Origin of the sequence: Hymenobacter sublimis (genome assembly GCF_023101345.1) — a bacterium.
Taxonomy (GTDB): Bacteria; Bacteroidota; Bacteroidia; order Cytophagales; family Hymenobacteraceae; genus Hymenobacter; species Hymenobacter sublimis.
The window spans coordinates 3,802,072-3,819,890 of sequence record NZ_CP095848.1; the positions used below are offsets into that span (position 1 = coordinate 3,802,072).

General features: G+C 61.5%; 20 protein-coding genes. 7 read left to right on the plus strand and 13 right to left on the minus strand.

Going from position 1 to position 17,819, the window contains the following annotated elements; translation table 11 throughout:
• Position 1 precedes the first annotated feature (1 nt).
• A complete protein-coding gene (locus MWH26_RS15890; protein ID WP_247975037.1) occupies positions 2-496 on the minus strand; it encodes a hypothetical protein in 495 nt (164 codons plus the stop codon).
• Between the two features lie 319 nt (positions 497-815).
• Between MWH26_RS15890 and MWH26_RS15895 the strand changes: the two genes are divergently transcribed.
• Both MWH26_RS15895 and MWH26_RS15900 read left to right on the plus strand, forming a co-directional pair.
• Complete coding sequence (locus tag MWH26_RS15895; protein ID WP_247975038.1) at positions 816-1,277, plus strand: BLUF domain-containing protein; 462 nt, start codon at positions 816-818, stop codon at positions 1,275-1,277.
• Between the two features lie 44 nt (positions 1,278-1,321).
• Positions 1,322-3,178, plus strand: coding sequence for a PAS domain-containing sensor histidine kinase (locus MWH26_RS15900; protein WP_247975039.1), 1,857 nt, complete (start codon positions 1,322-1,324; stop codon positions 3,176-3,178).
• Between the two features lie 47 nt (positions 3,179-3,225).
• Here the strand turns inward: MWH26_RS15900 and MWH26_RS15905 are convergent, their stop codons facing one another.
• From MWH26_RS15905 to MWH26_RS15920, 4 genes are all read right to left on the minus strand, one after another.
• Positions 3,226-4,224 carry an ABC transporter ATP-binding protein gene (locus MWH26_RS15905; protein ID WP_247975040.1) on the minus strand — a complete coding sequence of 333 codons (999 nt, stop codon included), beginning with the start codon at positions 4,222-4,224 and terminating at the stop codon, positions 3,226-3,228.
• A 220-nt stretch (positions 4,225-4,444) separates the two neighbouring features.
• Complete coding sequence (locus MWH26_RS15910; protein WP_247975041.1) at positions 4,445-5,335, minus strand: YsnF/AvaK domain-containing protein; 891 nt, start codon at positions 5,333-5,335, stop codon at positions 4,445-4,447.
• Positions 5,336-5,371: 36 nt separating this feature from the next.
• The gene (locus MWH26_RS15915; RefSeq protein ID WP_247975042.1) at positions 5,372-5,845 is read right to left on the minus strand and encodes a YsnF/AvaK domain-containing protein; all 474 of its coding nucleotides are present in this window, start codon (positions 5,843-5,845) and stop codon (positions 5,372-5,374) included.
• A 380-nt stretch (positions 5,846-6,225) separates the two neighbouring features.
• On the minus strand, positions 6,226-6,831 hold the full coding sequence (locus tag MWH26_RS15920) for a DUF4136 domain-containing protein (protein WP_244697677.1): 606 nt from the start codon (positions 6,829-6,831) through the stop codon (positions 6,226-6,228).
• A gap of 395 nt (positions 6,832-7,226) precedes the next feature.
• Between MWH26_RS15920 and MWH26_RS15925 the strand changes: the two genes are divergently transcribed.
• Both MWH26_RS15925 and MWH26_RS15930 read left to right on the plus strand, forming a co-directional pair.
• Positions 7,227-8,225 (plus strand): aldo/keto reductase, encoded by a 999-nt coding sequence (locus tag MWH26_RS15925; RefSeq protein WP_247975043.1) that lies wholly within the window; start codon positions 7,227-7,229, stop codon positions 8,223-8,225.
• 124 nt (positions 8,226-8,349) lie between these two features.
• Positions 8,350-8,787: an META domain-containing protein gene (locus tag MWH26_RS15930; protein WP_247975044.1), complete on the plus strand. Its 438-nt coding sequence runs from the start codon at positions 8,350-8,352 to the stop codon at positions 8,785-8,787.
• Between the two features lie 88 nt (positions 8,788-8,875).
• Here MWH26_RS15930 and MWH26_RS15935 read toward each other — a convergent pair whose 3' ends face one another.
• On the minus strand, positions 8,876-9,577 hold the full coding sequence (locus MWH26_RS15935) for a DsbA family oxidoreductase (RefSeq protein ID WP_247975045.1): 702 nt from the start codon (positions 9,575-9,577) through the stop codon (positions 8,876-8,878).
• A gap of 196 nt (positions 9,578-9,773) precedes the next feature.
• On the opposite strand from MWH26_RS15935, the gene MWH26_RS15940 reads away from it, so the two are divergent.
• Positions 9,774-10,256 carry a YdeI/OmpD-associated family protein gene (locus MWH26_RS15940; protein ID WP_247975046.1) on the plus strand — a complete coding sequence of 161 codons (483 nt, stop codon included), beginning with the start codon at positions 9,774-9,776 and terminating at the stop codon, positions 10,254-10,256.
• A 9-nt stretch (positions 10,257-10,265) separates the two neighbouring features.
• Here the strand turns inward: MWH26_RS15940 and MWH26_RS15945 are convergent, their stop codons facing one another.
• The 5 genes from MWH26_RS15945 to MWH26_RS15965 all read right to left on the minus strand — a co-directional run bounded on the left by MWH26_RS15945 (position 10,266) and on the right by MWH26_RS15965 (position 12,916).
• Entirely contained in the window at positions 10,266-10,448 is a 183-nt protein-coding gene (locus MWH26_RS15945; RefSeq protein WP_247975047.1) for a DUF2141 domain-containing protein, read from the minus strand.
• 3 nt (positions 10,449-10,451) lie between these two features.
• The gene (locus MWH26_RS15950; RefSeq protein ID WP_247975048.1) at positions 10,452-10,715 is read right to left on the minus strand and encodes a hypothetical protein; all 264 of its coding nucleotides are present in this window, start codon (positions 10,713-10,715) and stop codon (positions 10,452-10,454) included.
• Positions 10,716-10,783: 68 nt separating this feature from the next.
• Positions 10,784-11,299 carry a hypothetical protein gene (locus tag MWH26_RS15955; protein WP_247975049.1) on the minus strand — a complete coding sequence of 172 codons (516 nt, stop codon included), beginning with the start codon at positions 11,297-11,299 and terminating at the stop codon, positions 10,784-10,786.
• Between the two features lie 149 nt (positions 11,300-11,448).
• Positions 11,449-11,898: a hypothetical protein gene (locus MWH26_RS15960; protein ID WP_247975050.1), complete on the minus strand. Its 450-nt coding sequence runs from the start codon at positions 11,896-11,898 to the stop codon at positions 11,449-11,451.
• A 202-nt stretch (positions 11,899-12,100) separates the two neighbouring features.
• On the minus strand, positions 12,101-12,916 hold the full coding sequence (locus tag MWH26_RS15965; RefSeq protein WP_247975051.1) for an alpha/beta fold hydrolase: 816 nt from the start codon (positions 12,914-12,916) through the stop codon (positions 12,101-12,103).
• 74 nt (positions 12,917-12,990) lie between these two features.
• On the opposite strand from MWH26_RS15965, the gene MWH26_RS15970 reads away from it, so the two are divergent.
• Positions 12,991-13,428 carry an META domain-containing protein gene (locus tag MWH26_RS15970; protein WP_247975052.1) on the plus strand — a complete coding sequence of 146 codons (438 nt, stop codon included), beginning with the start codon at positions 12,991-12,993 and terminating at the stop codon, positions 13,426-13,428.
• A gap of 80 nt (positions 13,429-13,508) precedes the next feature.
• Here the strand turns inward: MWH26_RS15970 and MWH26_RS15975 are convergent, their stop codons facing one another.
• On the minus strand, positions 13,509-16,388 hold the full coding sequence (locus MWH26_RS15975) for a TolB family protein (RefSeq protein WP_247975053.1): 2,880 nt from the start codon (positions 16,386-16,388) through the stop codon (positions 13,509-13,511).
• Between the two features lie 75 nt (positions 16,389-16,463).
• On the minus strand, positions 16,464-16,859 hold the full coding sequence (locus MWH26_RS15980; RefSeq protein WP_244697694.1) for a hypothetical protein: 396 nt from the start codon (positions 16,857-16,859) through the stop codon (positions 16,464-16,466).
• A gap of 129 nt (positions 16,860-16,988) precedes the next feature.
• Between MWH26_RS15980 and msrA the strand changes: the two genes are divergently transcribed.
• Positions 16,989-17,651: a peptide-methionine (S)-S-oxide reductase MsrA gene (gene msrA, locus MWH26_RS15985; protein WP_247975054.1), complete on the plus strand. Its 663-nt coding sequence runs from the start codon at positions 16,989-16,991 to the stop codon at positions 17,649-17,651.
• Positions 17,652-17,819: the final 168 nt, after the last annotated feature.

The following is a 17,819-nucleotide window of genomic DNA, read 5'->3' on the forward strand; positions in this document are numbered from 1 at the left end:
CTTAAGCTGGTTGCCCTACCGTCCAGCCGGCCCGCGGAACGGCCGGGCGCGGCGGGCCGGGCACCAGCCGGTCGGCTAGGGCCCCGGCCACAAAGGCATAAATGCTCTTGTGCACCAAGTCGATAACCTGCTCGTCGCGGGGCCAGGTCCAGGGCAGGGCGCCCACGCCGGTAGCGTTTTCCAGGGTTTGGTCGTTGAGCAGGCGCAGGTTCAGAAACAGAAAGGAGCCCACCGGCCCCCGGATGCCCCGGGCGGCCAGCAGGCCCCGCACCGCGCCCAGCAAAATGCCCTGGCCCCAGTGCATGGTCCAGTTTAGGCCCAGGCGTTGCGCATCGGGCCGGTGCGGCAGGCCCAGCAGGCGCTCCAGGGTGTGGGCCGGCACGTATGAGTCGGGCCGGCGGGTGAAGCGCTGCTCTATTTTTTCGGCTATGGTCATGGCGGCTACCCCGGCCGCACCAGCCAGAATTCCCCAGCCAGCGGCTTGGCTTGCTTTCATCAGCTTGCGTGGTAAGAGGGCGGCACTCGCCCCGGTTGATGGCACAGACCCGGGCAAGCCGGCATTGCGCCCCCTCGTCCCCTACCTGCACCGGGGTAAACCTACGCGCTACCAGCCGGCCCGGTTATGCACGAGCTTCGGGAAGGCAACACTACAGTTGAGCTTACTAATCGCGCAATTTCTGGCCCGCTGGGGCCTCGTTCGGTTCGTTCCCAATCTGCTCGTATCTTGTCCCCTTTTCTGCCCTGAACTTCTCTTTCCCCTCCCCATACGTGTCTGCCGGTAGCAGTGGCCGCGGCGAGTTTTACTGTTTGCTTCCATGAACCACCTTGTATACATGAGCCGGGCAGTCCGCCCCCTCTCCGACGACGATTTGAAGGCCCTGTTGGAGCAGTGCCGCCGCGACAACGCCCAGCACGGGGTGACGGGCGTTTTGTTTTACAGCCACGGCCACATTGCCCAGCTGATTGAAGGTGACCCGGCCATCATTGAGCCGCTGTACGAAAAGATTTCGCGCGACGGGCGCCATTCCAACGTAGTGCAGCTCGTGAACAAGCCCATTGCCAACCGCAGCTTCGCGGAGTGGTCCATGGCCTTTCACCCTATTGAGCAGGCGGGCTTTGACGCCCTGGAAGGCTTTTTCCTACCTCACCACGCGCCGCCCACGCCCGAAACCATGTCCATTGCCGATGCCCTGATTGTGGACCTCGTGCGACAGGCCGTATTCGGCCCGAGCGACGCTGCTCCGGCCTCAGCCCAACCCACCCGGGAAGCCCACTAGTAGTTTCCCACTTCCCGCCCTTTCCGCCGCCTCTCCCCCACCTCATGCGCGAACAGCAGCTTCAATCCATTCTTCGGCACATGCCCGCGGGCATTGCTACCCTGCTCGGGCCGGAGCTGCGTTACGGGTTTGTGAATGAGGCCATGCAGGCGCTGCTGGGCGGCAGCACGCCCGAAGGTGAACCCCTGGCAACGCACCTGAGCCCCCTGGAGGCGGACCTGCTGGAGGTGATGCAGCAGGTGTACCAGTCGGGGCGGCCGTACGTGGCCAAAGCCTACCGCTTACCGCTAGCGGCCTTTGATGAAAGCGCCCCGCGCTACTTCGACCTGGCCCTGGAGCCCCTGCACGATGAAAACGACCAAACGCTAGGGCTGCTGCTGTTTGCCGTGGATGTGACGGCCCAGGAGGAAGCCCGGCAGCACGCCCATGAGCTGGCCCTGGAAACCCGCCGCCTCGATACTCGCCTGCGCGTGCTCACCGAAACGGCCCCCCAAATTACCTTTACCACCGATGCCGCTGGGGCATATGAGTACGTAAGCCCGCAGTGGTACTACTTTACCGGCCAGCCCCCCACGGCCGATGTCAACGCCATTTGGCCCCTACTCATTCATCCCGACGACCGGCTGCGCGTGCTTTACCAGTCGGATACTGCCCGGGCTAATGGGGTAGGCTGGAACTACGAGTACCGCCTGCGCCGCCATGACGGGCAGTACCGCTGGATGCTGAGCCGCGCCCTACCGGAGTTGCACGCCCCCGATAAGCCCGTGTTCTGGCACGGCGCCGTTACGGAGGTACACGACCAGCGCGAGCTGGCCGAAGCCTTGCGCCGGGGCGAGGCAGAGCTGCAATTTCTGGCCGATAGTATTCCTCAGCTTATCTGGACGGCTACTGCCGAAGGTTTTATCGATTACTACAACCAGCACACGGCAGAGTACACGGGTCGCTCAACCCAAGACTTGGGCCCTACTGGCTGGATATCCTTGCTGGAACCCCGCGAGCAAGCTGCCGCCGCCCGCCGCTGGGTGCAGTGCGTGGGCACGGGTGAAAACTACGAGGGCCTTTACCAGATGCGCCGCCACGACGGGCAGTACCGCTGGCACATCATCCGGGCCCGGCAACTGACTGATACCCGCGGTCCGCGCTGGTTTGGCGCTTGCACCGACGTAGATGACCAGCACCGCCTGCGCGAGGTACTGCAAACCCAGTACGACGAGCTGGCCCGCACCAACCGCGACCTGGACACCTTTGTGTACACGGCTTCCCACGACCTCAAGCAGCCCTTGTTTAACCTGCGCGGCCTCTTTGACGAGCTGCACCGCGTGGCTACCTTCTCCGACCCCGAGCAGGAAGTTCTAATTCAGATGGTGGACGAGGCCCTGAGCCAATTTGAAGGCACCCTGCAGGATTTGGCCGCCACGGTTCAGAACCAGCGCGAATTGGCCGCCCCCACCGAAACGCTGGACTTGCGCAGCGTAGCCGAAGAAGTGCTGCTGGGCCTGCGCGCCCAGGTAGAGGAATCAGAAGCAGTGGTGGAACTGCAGATGAGCCAGGCGCCTACCCTTACCTACGGGCGCGCTAACCTGCGCTCCGTGCTTCATAACCTGATCAGCAACGCCCTGAAGTTTGCGCATCCTGAGCGTGCCCCGCACATCGTGGTGCGCAGTGAGCTGTCGGAAACTGGCCAGCCCCAACTGCTTGTGCAAGACAACGGCTTGGGCATGAACCTGCAGACCGAGCCAACCCCAGCGTTTCACAACTTTGAGCGCCAACATCCGCGCATATCGGGAGCGGGCGTGGGCTTATACCTAGTGCAGCGGATCGTGGACAGCCGGGGTGGCCACCTGGCCGTAACCAGCAAGGTAAATGAAGGCACCAGCTTCCTGGTGCACTGGTTTGAGTAGCGCAATGCTCCGTTGCAACGGCCGTTTGCTAGTGCTGCTGAGCTTGCCTAGCTGCTGGCAGGTAGCACCCAGCCCCCTTCGGCAGCCAGTCTAACGTGCACCAGCTGGCCCGGTCCAAAGCGGTTTTCCGTAACTCTGCTGGTAACCACGGACTTGCCCAACCGAACATCTAGCTCGGAGTAGCTCCCGAAAAACCGGACGGCTGTAACGCGGCCCGCTACCCCAATTGGTCCGGCCTCTGCCACTGCAAGAGCCTCCGGACGAACCAGCAGACGCTGGCCCGCCGCTAGGGACTGGCCGGAGGCGGCAAGCAGGGTCTTTGCCGCCGCGCCCGTAAGCAGGTTGTAGCCCCCAAACAGGCCGGCTACGTACTCTGAAGCGGGCTGTTGGTACACCTGCGCCGGCGGCCCCTGCTGCACCAAGCGCCCCTCCTGCAGCACCAGAATTTCATCGGCCCAGGACAGGGTATCCAGCGGATCATGGGAGATGAGCGTGCAGGTAATGCCAAGCTGGTCGCCGAGGTCCTGAATTACGGCTTTCAGCAGGCGCTTGTGGCCCATGTCGAGGTTGGAGAAGGGTTCGTCCAGGAGCAGCAGCTTGGGCGAGGAAAGCAGCAAACGGGCCAGGGCAATGCGCTGCCGTTCCCCGCCGGAAAGCTGGTCGGTGCGCCGCAGGGCCAGGTGGTTGATGCGGCAAACCTCGTAGAGGCGCTGGGCCGCCGCTTCGGGCAGCTTATTGGCGTAGCGCAGCACCTGCTCCACGCGCAGAAACTTAGGTAGCTCAAACTGCTGCGACAGGTACGCAATGCCTGGGTGACCGGGCATCAGCTGTTCGGCCGGGCCTTTCACGCGCGCGTCCTCCAGCCATACTTCCCCAGCCGTGGACTGCACCAGCCCGGCAATGATTTGCAGCAGGGTACTTTTTCCGGCCCCGGTTTCGGCGGCAATGGCTACTTTCTGAAACGGCTGCTGCGTGAAGCTGATATTGTGCACGGCGTACCGCTCCCGCTCCTGCAAACTAACCCCGGATACGCGCAACAAACTCATAATAACAGCAACAAGCGTGGTCCGCACTGGCAGCCACTAACCGCGGCTTGCCTCTGCAGCAAAAACAACCCTAGCCGAAAGCCACCCGCAGTGACTCCCGCTCCGAAGGGCCGAAGATAAGCACACCGAAACGCCGGGCTCCAAGCACTAGGTTTACACGCAAAAAAGGCGCTCGGCATGTGCCGGGCGCCTTTCCTTATGCCTACTAGCAAGCCGAAGCTTAGCTATTGCGCTGCTGGTTGTACGTGGAGTCCGTGTCGGTGTTGGTAGTACCACCGTCGAGACGCTCAATGTCTACCTCGGTTTTGCGCACGGTGTCGCGGATAGTTTCTTCGCGCTCGGTTACTTCTTTGCCCAGCGAAATTTCTTCTACCACGCGGGCCTCTTTGCCAACTACGGCACGCTCAGCGCTTTCCGTAATTTCGATTTCGCCTTCCTTAAAGGCTGCGAAGTCGGCTTCCGTGGCAGGACGGTTGACGGCGTGACGCTCCACGTTCACGTGCTCTTCCCGCAAACGAACACTGGCTTCCACGGGGCGCTCCACAATGCGGCTGCGCAGGCGGGCTCCGCCGGTTTGCTCTACCCGCTTGCCTACCTGCAGGTTTTCCTCGATTACCTGGGCGGTAGCGCCGGTTTCCGTGGTGCTGGCTGTAGTGGCGGCACCAGTAGCGCCGTAGCTGTTGCCGTACTGGTAGCCCGTCTGGCCGGCGCGCTCATCTACGTCAATAGCACCGGCTTCGTCCAGAATTTCGGCGGCGCGCTCGGCGTTTTCAGCTGAGTGGGCGTGCACGGTTACTACCGAGCCGCTATTGCGGGCTACGTGCGAGTAGCGGCGGCTATCCTCGGAGTCGTCGCCGCCAAAGAGGTTGCTAAAGAAGTTGCTGATACCGTCGCCGGCTTTCTCAGCCGTGCGGCCGGCTGCATCGGCGGCGCCTTCTACGGCCGTGCCGCTGTTGTTCTGGTAGTTGCTATTGCCACCTTGGGTGCTGTTATAGCTGTTGCTCGAGGCCACATCTACGTGTTCGGTGCTGAAGCCGGCGGCGGCTAGACGTTGGGCGGCTTGCTGCGCCTGGGCAGCGGTTTCGAATATTCCTATTACGGTCTGGTTCATAGCGTTCAGGAGAGTTTTGGGTGAAAAATGGGTAACTTAAGAGGCAGGTAATGATGTAGTTGGAGGAGGGGTAGCAGCGCCCGGGCCCGGCTCACGGGTAACGTGTACCGCTTCTTGGCGCAGCACTACGCGGTGGCTTTCCTGGGTAGGCACTTGGTGCTTGGTAATGTGCAGTTCTTCTACCACTAGCATGCGCTTTACGACTACCTCGCGCACCACCGGAATAATCATGGTGTCGCCTTCGTAGCGCACGCCGGGCAGGGTAGCGCCGTCGGTTACGTACTGGTTGATGGGCACCCGCTCTACCTGCACCTCGTCGTGCAGCAGCGTGAAGTTTAGGGCTTCCTCGTGCTCCTCTACTGTTTTTGAAAGGCGCACGCGGCCTGTTTCCACTACCTCGCGCCCTACCACGGCGTGTTCCTCAATAATGGGAATTACCAAGGGGGCGCCGGCAACCGGTTCAGTCAGCCGGGAAGTAGATTCAGGGGTGGGAGTGGAGCTCGTGTTCATAGGGCCATATGTACGCCCCTCCCCTGCTCGTGTTACCACGGTTGAGCTCAGTTTACGGGTAACAAAATGATGTCTTATATAATTATCTTTCTCTTGCCCAACCTTTTATCAAATGGGCATTTACAACCCCGCGGCCCTACCTATTGCCTTCCTACGGCATGTAAGCACAAGGCAATAATTGTACTAAATCAACAAAAAATTACAAATTAAAAATTTTCAAAGGATGCAGTTCGTACGCCCTCACTCCATCCTGAAGCTAGCTTCAGCTTTGTCTGCCCCACGTTCAAGGCGCTTAGGAGTTGGGTAGTAAAAAAGCAACAAAAACGCCTTGCCGGCTTGGCAAGGCGTTTTTGTTGGAGCAAGACACTGGCGGGGGCAGCTTATTTCTTCTCTTCCACCGGGAATTTATCGAGGATGTCTTTGGCCGCTTTGGCAAACTCCTCGCCGAGGCGGGCCGGGTTGCCCACGGGGTCGGCCACGGAGCCGCGCCACACTAGGTTGCGGCTGCGCGCGTCAATGATGTCCAGGATCATGGTGCCTTCGTTGTAGGTTTCGGTACGGTAGCCGGTGTTGTAGTAGGGCGAGGTGTACCAGTAGCCGTAGTTGATGGGGATGAAGCGGCCCCGGTACGACATGGCGTAGGGAAAGGCGTAGTTCGCGGCCGGAGGGTTGGCTACGGTGCGCTCGGCTTCCTCAATGTAGAGGTGGTAGGTCAGGTAGAAATCGGGGCGGGCGTTGCCGGTTACGGGCCGGATACCACGCTTGGCCATTTCGCTGTTGATGGCGTTCTGGATGATTTCGTCGTTGAGGCTGCTTTTGTAAATGGGGTTTTGCGAGTCGGCGGACTTCACGTCGGTTTTGGCCCAGGCATAAGTGCGGTAGCGGCTGAAATCGGTGCCGGGTTTCTGCTGCACGGCCACGGGCGAGGAGCAACTGCTCACGAGGCCCAGCAGGAAAAGGAAGGCTGCAAGTAGGGTAGGTTTCATCAGGTTTTAAGTAAAAGAAGGCATAGAATCTACTGGCTATACCCTTCCGGCAGCCGGGAAGTTGCGGTGTACGCGCCGGCTAGCTCGACAGTTTCCTATTCTAGCTCAACCGTTTAGCCGTTGGCACTTGATTGCCACGCCCATTGAAATTGGCAGCTCGAAGCCACTTACTACCCCGCATCTTGCCGGAAGCCCGGCGCTACCCCACTGGTTGCGGTACAAAGAATTTCATTGCAAGAACCTACCTGCTAACGGAAACTGAGAAGGCGCATAAGCAACCGAAAAGCAGCTGTTTCCTGAAGCTGAGCCATAACCTTTGGGCCCGAGGGCGGGTTTCTACCTACTCCCCGGCGGCACACTCGCCGGCATACATTGATCCGTCTTTCTTCTTTTCCATGGAATACACTGAATTAGGCAACTCCGGAGTCCGGGTTTCGCGCATTACGTTTGGCAGCTGGGCGGCCGGCGGCTGGATGTGGGGCGGCACGGAACAGAACGACGCCGTGGGCGCCATCCGGGCCTCCTTTGAGCTGGGCGTAACCAGCATCGACACGGCTCCTATTTACGGGCAGGGACTGAGCGAGGAAATCGTGGGCGAAGCCATCAAAACCCTACCCCGCGACCAGGTCCAGATCCTGACCAAGTTTGGCATGCGCTGGGACGAGCAGAAGGGCGACTTCGGCTTCAAAAGCAAGAACAACCAGGGCCAGGACATTGACGTGTACAAGTACGCGGCCCCGGCCAGCATCATTCGGGAGTGCGAGGACAGCCTGCGCCGCCTCGGCACCGACTATATTGACCTCTACCAGATTCACTGGCCCGATAAAACCACGCCCATTGCCGACACCATGGAGGCCGTGCAGCGCCTGATTGAGCAGGGCAAGGTGCGCGCCGCGGGCGTGAGCAACTATTCCGTGGCTCAAATGCAGGAGGCCGAGCAGGTAGTAAACCTGGCCTCGAACCAGGTGCCCTACAGCATGGTGCGCCGTGATATTGAGAAGGATGTGGTGCCCTACTGCCTGCAGCACAACAAGGCCATTCTGGCTTATAGCCCTATGCAGCTAGGTTTGCTAACGGGCAAAATCAAGCCCGGTCAGCACTTCGATGCCAGCGACCTGCGCGCCACGCACCCGCTGTTCAAGCCGGAATTTGTAACCCGCGTGAATGGCTTCCTGGACAAAATCCGGCCGATGGCGGAAGGCAAAAACGCTACCTTGGGTCAGCTGGTTCTGCGCTGGACGCTGGCGCAGCCTGGCATTTCGGTGGCACTAGTAGGCGCCCGCAACGCCGAGCAGGCCGTGCAGAATGCCCACGCTATTGATGTGCAGCTTTCGCCCCAGGAAATAGACTTCATTACCCAGCAGTTGGAGCAGTTGCAGCAGCAACCAGCCTAACTATTCCGGCTTCTTACCATTGGAAAGCGCTGCCTTTGTGGGCAGCGCTTTTTGTTTGCAACCTATTGCGCATTTCTAGCCTCTTCCCAATACCCCTTATCCATTCCTCTTTACTATTACCTCTATGCGTACAGCTTTTCTCGTAGCGTGTGTAGCCAGTCTGGGTATGCTCGGCAGTTGTCAGGACAAGGAAAGCAGCGGTAAGCCTGCCCTGACGGGCACCCGCTGGATGCTGGTGCAGGTGGAGGACACTCCCCTGTCCATCTCCAGCTACTCCGACACGTACCGCTCCTACCTACAATTCACTGAGAATAACCGCACTGAGGGTCTAGGGCCGTGCAATTCCTTTGGCGGAACTTATACCCTGGGCGCTTCGGGAGGTACGTTGCGTATCAGTGAGCAGGCCGCTACCAGAATCAACTGCGCGGCGTTGGGCATAGAAACGCTGTATCTGAACGCGCTGCCCCGTACGGTAAGCTACGAAGTCAAAGACCGGGAGCTACGCCTTTTTGATGCGAGCAACTCCTTGAAACCCCTGCTGCTGTTCAGGGCCGCTGAATAAGCTACTACCATCAAAAAAGGCTACCCTCGAACTGGAGGGTAGCCTTTTTTACTTTATGAGCCGAATGAAACGCTGCGGAGCGAAGCGCCTAGCAGTTGCTGCCGTCGAGGCCACAAGCGGCCCCGTCAGAGCCGGCGAGCTGCACCGGCTGCGGGCGCGATTCTTCCCACACTTTCTCCAGCACTTCCTGAAACAGCTCGGTGGGCTGGGCACCCGATACGGCGTACTTATCATCGAAGACAAAGTAGGGTACCCCGCGCACGCCAATCTGGCGGGCCTGGTACTCATCGTGGCGCACGTCCTGGGCAAACTGTTCGGAAGCCAGCACCTGCTCTACCTCAGCGGTGGGCAGCCCCAATTCTGAGGCTAAACGACTGAGCGTGACCGTGTCGTTGATGTCCTGGCCTTCTTCGAGGTAGGCTTTAAACAGACGCTCCTTGGCGGCATCCTGCTGGCCGTGCTGGGCGGCCAGATGCACCAGGCGGTGAGCCCGGAACGTGTTGGCCGGTACGGCCCGGTCGAAGTCGAAGGCCAAGCCTTCCTGAGCTGCCATTTGGGTCATGTTGGCACTCATTTGGCGGGCCCACGCCTCAGTATTGCCATACTTGGCGGCCAGGCGCTGGTACAGGCTCGTGGTGGGTTCGGGCTTGGCTTCCGGGTCCAGTTCGAAGCTGCGCCACTGAATTTCTACGGTGTTGGCGTGGGGAAACGTTGCCAGCGCTTTTTCCAGCCGCCGCTTGCCAATGTAGCAGAATGGGCACACAATGTCGGACCAGATTTCTATTTTCATGTCAGCAGAATTTTACGAGTTTAGGCGGATATAAGCCGCAGGGCCGACAAAAGGTTTCGCCATTGCTACCGGCTCAGCCGGCTACGCCCGGCACACGGGTTGGAGCCGGCGCAACCACCGCCTTGGGTATTTCTGCCTGTAGTTTTTCCTAGTGCTAGCTTACCACCGCGGTTACCCGGCGGCCTAATTCTACCCGATGCTTCTGCACTCTTTCGACGCGTACTTGGAGGCTGGGGGGCCCAGCTTCATGCCTACCCAAGTAGTAGTGGTACCCCCTCTGGTGCTGGAAGCCCTGGGCGGCAAAAGCACCAAGCGGGTGCTGGGCACTCTGAATGGCTACCCCGTGCGGCTGAGCCTGCTTCCCCAAACCGGCGGGGGCCGCTACCTTATGCTCAACAAAGACCTGTGCCAAGCTGCCGGGGTGCAGGTAGGGCAGCACGTGCGGCTAAGTTTGGCGCCCGACCCCGACCCGGACCGCGTAGATTTGCCCGAAGAGCTGGCCGAAGCCTTTGCCGCCTGGCCCGAGGCGGAAACCCACTTTGCGCGGCTCTCCGGGAGCATGCGCCGGGCCGTAGCCCAGCACATCAGCACGGGGCGGCAGGCGGAAACCCGGGCCCGCCGGGCCGTGGAAATGACGGAGCGCCTGGCCCGCGGGGCCCATCCTTTCCGCAAAGATTAGCACTTAAGGTTACTTGGTCAGGGCAATGCTGACCACCTTACCCGCACCGCTGACGGTGAACTTGCAGTCGTTGAAATCGGGCGGGGCCAGGCGGGGGCGCACGTTGTTGGAAAAGGCAAAGGGCTCGGTAGGAATGCCCATGAAGTTCTTATCCAGCTTATCGTTGTTGTTGGTATCCTGGGTAATGGCCACGGCCTACTCGCCGGCGGGCAGCTCAACGGGCAAGCTTACCTGCCGCTGCCCGGCGGGCTTTACAACCCGCATAAACGCGTAGCCACCCTTGGTCAAAAACTTCTCCCGCACATTATAGAAGTAGAGCTTCACGGTAGAAGAAGTGGAAGCCAGAGCCGATACTACCACCGTTACGGAAGAAGGGCCGTCTGCCGCCAAGGTGGCCGTCGGGGCAGCTACGCCCGTGGCACAAAGGGTAGTCAGGCAGAGGTGCTGTAGTACTTGCATGGCAGAAGGTAGGCAATGAAACGATGTCAGCCCAACACCACTCGGCGTAAAATAATTACCCCGGCCCGTCATTTCCACTCTTCAATTCCTCTGGTTTTCAGCCCAAAAATGCCCGGTACATACGGGCAGCTACTGCCGGCCAGTTGGGGTAGCTGCGGCAGGCGGTGGCAGGCCTGGCTCAGGGAGGCGTAGTAGCTGACTTGCAAGCGGTAGTCGCCGTGCGTGGTGTTGCGCGAGTACTGCTGAATGGCAATTTGGCCGAATACGTTTTCGAGCCCCAGAAAGCCCAGGTGTCGGATGCCGGCCGCGTGGGCCCGGCGGTTCCAGTCGGTGGCGGCCCAGTGCTGATCGGCGGGTAGCATGGCCCCAAACTGCCGGGTATCGGATAGCCAGCCAAGGGTAGGGTACTGCGCCCGGTACTGCTGGTACAGCTCCAGGCCCTTGTTCAGGAGCCGACGCAGGTTAGCGCTATTGGCAAACCCGTGCCAGCGAATGAGCAGGCAGGGCACTTCGGGCAGCAGGAGTAGCTCGCCGCAGGCCTGGGAATACAGGAGCCGCTCAGCTAGAAAAGTAGGAATACGCATTGAAGGGGGCGGGCCAAAGAAAGTGGCTTTGGCCCGCTACCAGGCCCCGTGTACGCCCTGGGATAAGCGCCGGCCAGGCGGCTTCGGCGAACTGGAACTTCCCGTCGGTAGGCAAACGAACTGGCTCGCCCAAGCCGGCGCGCAGGGCGTTAGTACTGACGCAGCCACTCGGCGGCCATGCTGCACTCTTCGAAGGTGAGCACCAGGGGCCACGAACTATGGTCCACGGAATAATCGGTGTGCAGGCGGCCCTGGGGGTCGGGCGAGTACACCCAGGCCAGGTATTGCAGGCCGCAAGCAAACAAACGGGGTAGCACGTGCATGCTGCGCCACTCCGCCGCCGTCACGTCCATGATGGTCAGGCGGGTATTGTCATTGAGCAGCTTGTTGTACTTTCCAGCCGCCACTGTGGCCACAATCAGCTCCGCACCCTCCAGTACGGTAGCCGCAGTTTGCCTTCCCCGCCAATCGGCATACAGCCAGTTATGGGCCGCGTTGTGGGAGAGTTGCAGCTGGGGCAGCTCCTGAATAAGTTGCAAGGGTGAAGCGGGGGTAGCCCGGGTTTGGCCGGCAGCCAAGCCCAACGAAGAAAGGCTCACTATACGAAAAAAAATAACAGGTGAGATGCAGTCAACGCACTGATTTACAGATGGAAGAGCCTGGTTTCTGTCTCTTCACTACAGTACCAACGCGCGTTACTCTTACACCAGCCTTACCACTAAATAACAACAATTAACCTAATTATACTACTAAGCAGTAATTATATAACCTCAGCCGTACCTCGGTTTCGGTGAAAGCCTATCAGGCGTCCGGCACCAACTCGCGCACAAAGCCAACAACCAATTCTGTTACCAGTTCCGGGGCCTGGCGGTGGGGCGTGTGGCCGAGACCGGGCAAGAGGGCCGTGCGCACCGGCCCGGCTACCTGCCCGGCAATGGCAGTTACCTGCGCGGGCGTCCCGTACTCATCGGCGGTGCCCTGCACCACGAGCAGCGGGCACTGCACGCGGGGCAGGTAGTGCTCAATGTTCCAGGAGCGAAAACCGGGGGCCAGCCAGGTGTCGGTCCAGGCCCGGAACAGGCCTTCGGTGTTGGCGCCGTGGTAGCGGGCCAGGCGCTGGGGCAGCTCAGTGGTGGCGTACTGTTGCGTAGCTGCCCGGATGCCGCGCACGGTTTCTTCTTCCACAAAAACGTGGGCCCCTATCGTAATGGCCGCCGCAACCAGCGCAGGCTCGGCCGCGGCTACCAGCAGGGCCAGCGTCCCGCCGTCGGAATGGCCCAGCAGCACGGCCCGGCTAATGCCGCAAGCAGCCAACACGGCCGGAACGCTTAGCGCCTCTTCCTCCAGGTAGGCCGGGGTGCGTGGCTCCGGGCCAAACGGCGCCGACTCGCCGTAGCCGCGCCGGTCGTAGATGAGGGCGTGGCAGCCCAGAGCTACCGCCAGCTGAGCCGGCAGCTCGCGCCATAACTGAATACTACCCAGCGAATCATGCAGAAACACCAGCCAGGGCCGCGAGGCAGGGGTGGCGGCAGGTTGGCGCAAGGTGCGGCAGCGTAGGTAATGGTCGGCGAAAGGAAGAGTGAAATCGGAAACAACAAGCGGAAGCGGCACGGGCATGCTGCAAGTATGCAACCATTTGGCTTCTGCGGCACTCCTTGCCGTACTTCCTCCCTCTTTTTATCTTGATTCTTATGCGGCGCGTTCTACCCCTGGCTTTCTTTCTGAGTAGTGCACTGCTGACTGGCTGCGCCAAAGACACGGAGCCCATGCCCGCGCCGGTGTACCTGCTGGATCAGCGCTGGGTACTCACGGGCATTGAGGGGCACGCGCCCAGCCAGCAGTCCGGCAGCAGCGCCACCGATCTGTTCCTGAGCTCCGTGGATAGCCGGAATTCGGGGCAGGCGCCCTGTAACCGATACGGCGGCAAATACCAGCTAACGGCCGGCACGGCTCAGCTTACTTTCGGGGACCAGTTCTCAACCTACGCTGCCTGCGCCGACCAAAACCAGGAGGCGCGTTACTTCCAGCTGCTACCCCAGGTGAGGCGCTACGTCATCAGCAACGGGGAGCTTTCCCTGTATGATGCCGAGCACGCCCAACCCCTGCTGGTGTATAAGGCAGCCGAATAGGGGGCACCGGCCCATAACCATCACGGAAAGTCCCATTCCAGTCCTGGAATGGGACTTTCCGTGATGGTTATGGGCCGTGCTTAAAAGCCGATATTAAGGACCAAGGGCTGTAGCTCCCACCGCCGGAAGTAGGAGTTATATACCGTGCGGATGCCGGCCTCCAGCGGGGTGCGCAGCCGCAGCGGATTGAACACGGCCGACACATCGAAACCCATGGAGTAGTGACTGGCGTTCAGCGGCCCCGACGCCCCCCGGACTCCGTCCACGAAGGCGGCCCCTTTCAGGCGCTGGATATAAAGCACGCGGCCCAACTCCCAGTGTACATCGGCTAGGGGTAGGCGGTACTCGGCGCTCAGGGAGCCCAACTCGTTGTAGCTCAAGTAGGGCAGGGAACGGGGGTAGAAAATGGCCGCTCCAAACCGGTACTCCTGCTGCTGTTGCCACTGGTAGCCGGCCCGCAGGCGCACGGCGTGGTGCAGCCCCAGTCCCGGCAGAAACAGACTGCCCTGAACCGCCCGCTGCTCCGCCGAAAGCCCGGTGCCAAAGGGCGTGCCGCGCCATACCAGGCTCAGACTCTGGCCCCAGCGCGGTCCTACGTCGCGGTAGCTTTGGCGCAGGGTGCGGCTAAAGGCCACGCTGCCCACCAGCACGTGCAAGGCCTGCTTACCCACTTCGGTGCGGCTAGGCCGGGCAAGCAAATCGTAGCCTTGGGTTTGCTCTAGCTGGTAGTAGGCTCCCACGGTAAGGCCCGTGAGCATGCGAGATGTCGTCAGGGTCAGGGGGAGGCGGCTGCCTAGGCTCAGGCGGTTGTACTGCCACCGGTCGTAGTCGAGGCCTCCGCTGGCCACCGGCCCCACGGTGCGCCGGCCGCCGTGCTCCAGGCTCAGGTCGAGCACCGGCCACAGGCCCTGGTAGCTGACGTCGGCAAACACCCGGCCCGTGCGCTCTACCCCATCGAAGCCAGCTCCCACAATGGCCTGGGTAGTACTCAGCACATCCTGGGCGCGCACACCCAGGTTCAGTCCGGTGCCGGAGGGGCTTTGCACCAGTCCCCAGCTGTAGGTATTGAAGGCGTGGGGTAGGCGACGGTAGCGCTGGGCTACCAGCGGCGCGCCCGCCACCGAATCTTGGGGGAGCAGGGCCCCGACGGTGCGCGCCCCGGGTTCCCGGGCCGTCAGCTCATCGGCGTAGGGGTTGGCGGGGTTGCCGGCTGTGGGGGTTACCACGGTGCGCCACTGCGCCGGCTGCAGGGGCATTTCCAGCACCCGGCTACCCTGGGCCCGCACCTCATAGAATGCCAGCCGCTGCCCATCCGGCGCTACGGTAGCGTGGTAGGCGCCTACGGACCGGGCAGTCACCTGCTTTACTTCCCCGGTGCGGGCGTGCACGGCGTACACTTCATCTTGCCCCGAGCGGGGCGAGTTAAAGAAAACGTACTCCTGCCAGGGCTGAGGGTGGGAAAGGTTGTCGTTGGCGGCGGACAGCAGAGTGCGGCTCTGGCCGGTTTCTACTTCCAGCAGCTCCAGGCTTTTGCCGGCTGGCTCCAGGCGCACCACGGCGGCGGTGCGTCCATCGGCGCCGAAACGTGGGTGCAGGTAGGGCAGGTTCTGGGGGTTGGGGTAGGTGCGCAACTCGGCCCCGTTAGTGGCATCTAGCAGGTGCAGGTGGTGCTGGTAGGCCGAGTCGGTGCTGACGGCCAGCAGGCGTTGCCCATCGGGAGAAAGCACGGCGGCCGTGTAGCGGGTGCGGCGGCCGGGCCGGGTGACGACGCCGGTTCTCAAATCCAGCACGCGCAGCTCGGAGTGCACCTGCTGCTGCCAGCGCGGGTCGTAACGAAACTCCAACCAGGCTGCTTTGCTCCCGCCCACCGAGAGTTGCTCGGGGTTGTGATGCAGGCCCAGTACCAGTCGCCGCCGCTCCGTTCCGTTTCGGCGCAGCTCCACCAGCTGGGGCGTGTGGCCCAGGCCGCTTTTCAGGGCCAGCACCATATTGTTATCGATGTACTGCGGGTACTGATACTCCGTGAATACCTTTTCCGTGGCCGCTACCGGCAAGTCGGTGGCTGGGGTTAGCTCCCGGCCGGTTTGCTGGGCCCGCCAGGTACTGTCCAGCTCCTGCATGGTGCGGGCGTACAGGTCGTCGGTGCGCAGGCCCGTGCTACGGCGCAGCTTATCGGAAAACGACAGCGGGTAGACCGGGAAGCGGTAGTAGCGGTTGAGCACGTCGCTCCAGGCGGTGGCCCCAACCGTGCGCTTGAGGCGGGTAGTCAGGAAGTAGCCCAGCACGTAGTGGTTGGGCACATTGTCGCGGAAGGAGCCGGCCACGGCTTTGGCGTAGGAGTAGCGCCGGCCGGCCAGTAGGTTGGCCCGCAGGTAGGCATCGAAGTTAGGAATCCGGCCCCGGCCGCTGCGCGTTAGGGCGGTTTCCGTGCCCACGGCGTCGCCCTCGGCAAACCAGTCGGGTACGCCCAGGGTAGTCAGGCCCAGGCCGCCGTAGCCGCCGAGCAGGTAGCCCAGCTGCCCTACTCCCTGCCGGGCCTTGTCGTACTGCACCACGTGGCGGTACTCATGCACCGTCAGCTCATCCAGCCAATCGAGGGTGCCGGTCAGAAACGGATCCTGGGGAAAAGTGGTGTAGAACTCGGAGTGGCGCGGCAGCAGGGTCACGAAGCCATTGCCAATGGTGGTGCGAGTTTGCAAGACTACCGTCACGGGCCGGGCCACCAGACCGAGGGAAGTGCCGGCCGGCTCGTGCACCTGCTCCAGGCGGTGGGCCGTGCGGTGGGCGCGCTCGGCAAACCCCTCAGGGTAAAGCACCCGAAAATGGGGCGTGCGCACCTCGTACCACCGAACGGAAGCGGGCACCTGGCCGAGGACGGGAAGAGTTTGGGCCAGCACGGCGCTACCGGGCCAGGCCGCCAAAGCCGCCACCGGCAGCAGAGTACGCAGGGAAAATATCACGCGACGAATACGGGTTGAACTCCCGAATAAACTACCTCGGCAGGCCGAAAGCAACATCTCTTGTTGGCCGCTCGGCTACATCTGCCGCAGCCAGGATTCAGCGGTTTCCGGATTATCAAAGGGTAGCACTACGGGGCGGGTGGTGTGCTGCAGGGTTAAGTCAGTGGAAAGGCGGCTGTACACGTTGGGCGAATAAATCCAGGCGAAGTACTCCAGGCCCGCCTCGGCCATGGCCGGGAACCACTCGGTGCCGCCCCATTCGGAGGCATCCAGCCACATGCTCGTGACCCGGCGGTTATCGTTGAGCACCTTGTGACACTGCTCTTGGCGCAGCAAATCCAGCATCCGCAACGCCCCCGCCTTCACCGATTCACCGCTTTGGTCGCCCGTCCAGTCGGCGTACAGCCAGTCGTTGCTGTAGTCGAAGTAGATGCTGATGTGTTCGTCCTGGTGCAGAAGGCGCAACGCCATGGTCAATGAACTTATCCTTGTGAAAAGACAAAGAAATGGTATCCGTCGCACTTCCGGCGTCCAGGCGGCGTTTGCTGTCGTATATGCTCCAGCTTACCCTTTTATTTCTCTACGCTCTTTACGCTCCCCATGAAACTTTCATTGCTGACCTTTTTGGTTTTATTGCTCGGCGCCTGCTCGGAACACCGCCCAGCCGATGCCCAGACGCCTACCCGCTCCACCGCCGGCCCGGCCCCCACGGATTTGCGCGGCCTGAGCGTGGCCACCTTTGCTGGGGGCTGCTTCTGGTGCACCGAGGAAATATTTGAGGAGCTGAAGGGCGTACGCGCCGTGGTATCGGGCTACAGCGGCGGCCCCGAAAAAAACCCTAGCTACGAGCAGGTAAGCAGCGGCCGCACCGGCCACGCCGAGTCCATCGAAATCTACTACGACCCCAAGCAAATCAGCTTTGCTACTCTGGTTGACGTGTTCTTGCGCGCTGGCCACGACCCCACGACCCTCAACCGCCAGGGACCCGACGCGGGCACGCAGTACCGCTCTGTGGCTTTTTACCGCACGCCCCAGGAAAAGCAGGAAATTGAGGCCGCCATCAAGCGCGTGAATGCCTCCAAGCAGTACGCCAATCCCATTGTAACCCAGGTAACGGCCTTTACCAAGTTCTGGCCCGCCGAGGGCTACCACCAGGGCTACTACCGCCTCCACCCCAACGAGCCCTACGTCAGCAACGTCTCCACGCCCAAGATTGAGAAGTTCCGTCATACGTTTCCGCAGCTGCTGAAAAACCCGCTGTAAGGCAGGTAGGCGGCGCCTATTCCGGCCCGGTTTTTCGCTCCCGCGCGGGGCGAAAAACCGGGCCTTTTGCTGGCCGCTGTTGGCCGCCTATCCCGCCCTTGCTACCCGCTTGGTTTCCGGCCCGGCCGGCGCCGATAGGCCACCTCCGTTTTTATCCGGTCTATGTCC

Excerpts from the sequence above, each read along its gene's own strand:
- MWH26_RS15890 (WP_247975037.1), bottom strand. The coding sequence starts at position 496 with ATGAAAGCAAGCCAAGCCGCTGGCTGGGGAATTCTGGCTGGTGCGGCC.
- MWH26_RS15895 (WP_247975038.1), top strand. The coding sequence starts at position 816 with ATGAACCACCTTGTATACATGAGCCGGGCAGTCCGCCCCCTCTCCGAC.
- MWH26_RS15900 (WP_247975039.1), top strand. The coding sequence starts at position 1,322 with ATGCGCGAACAGCAGCTTCAATCCATTCTTCGGCACATGCCCGCGGGC.
- MWH26_RS15905 (WP_247975040.1), bottom strand. The coding sequence starts at position 4,224 with ATGAGTTTGTTGCGCGTATCCGGGGTTAGTTTGCAGGAGCGGGAGCGG.
- MWH26_RS15910 (WP_247975041.1), bottom strand. The coding sequence starts at position 5,335 with ATGAACCAGACCGTAATAGGAATATTCGAAACCGCTGCCCAGGCGCAG.
- MWH26_RS15915 (WP_247975042.1), bottom strand. The coding sequence starts at position 5,845 with ATGAACACGAGCTCCACTCCCACCCCTGAATCTACTTCCCGGCTGACT.
- MWH26_RS15920 (WP_244697677.1), bottom strand. The coding sequence starts at position 6,831 with ATGAAACCTACCCTACTTGCAGCCTTCCTTTTCCTGCTGGGCCTCGTG.
- MWH26_RS15925 (WP_247975043.1), top strand. The coding sequence starts at position 7,227 with ATGGAATACACTGAATTAGGCAACTCCGGAGTCCGGGTTTCGCGCATT.
- MWH26_RS15930 (WP_247975044.1), top strand. The coding sequence starts at position 8,350 with ATGCGTACAGCTTTTCTCGTAGCGTGTGTAGCCAGTCTGGGTATGCTC.
- MWH26_RS15935 (WP_247975045.1), bottom strand. The coding sequence starts at position 9,577 with ATGAAAATAGAAATCTGGTCCGACATTGTGTGCCCATTCTGCTACATT.
- MWH26_RS15940 (WP_247975046.1), top strand. The coding sequence starts at position 9,774 with ATGCTTCTGCACTCTTTCGACGCGTACTTGGAGGCTGGGGGGCCCAGC.
- MWH26_RS15950 (WP_247975048.1), bottom strand. The coding sequence starts at position 10,715 with ATGCAAGTACTACAGCACCTCTGCCTGACTACCCTTTGTGCCACGGGC.
- MWH26_RS15955 (WP_247975049.1), bottom strand. The coding sequence starts at position 11,299 with ATGCGTATTCCTACTTTTCTAGCTGAGCGGCTCCTGTATTCCCAGGCC.
- MWH26_RS15965 (WP_247975051.1), bottom strand. The coding sequence starts at position 12,916 with ATGCCCGTGCCGCTTCCGCTTGTTGTTTCCGATTTCACTCTTCCTTTC.
- MWH26_RS15970 (WP_247975052.1), top strand. The coding sequence starts at position 12,991 with ATGCGGCGCGTTCTACCCCTGGCTTTCTTTCTGAGTAGTGCACTGCTG.
- MWH26_RS15980 (WP_244697694.1), bottom strand. The coding sequence starts at position 16,859 with ATGGCGTTGCGCCTTCTGCACCAGGACGAACACATCAGCATCTACTTC.
- msrA (WP_247975054.1), top strand. The coding sequence starts at position 16,989 with ATGAAACTTTCATTGCTGACCTTTTTGGTTTTATTGCTCGGCGCCTGC.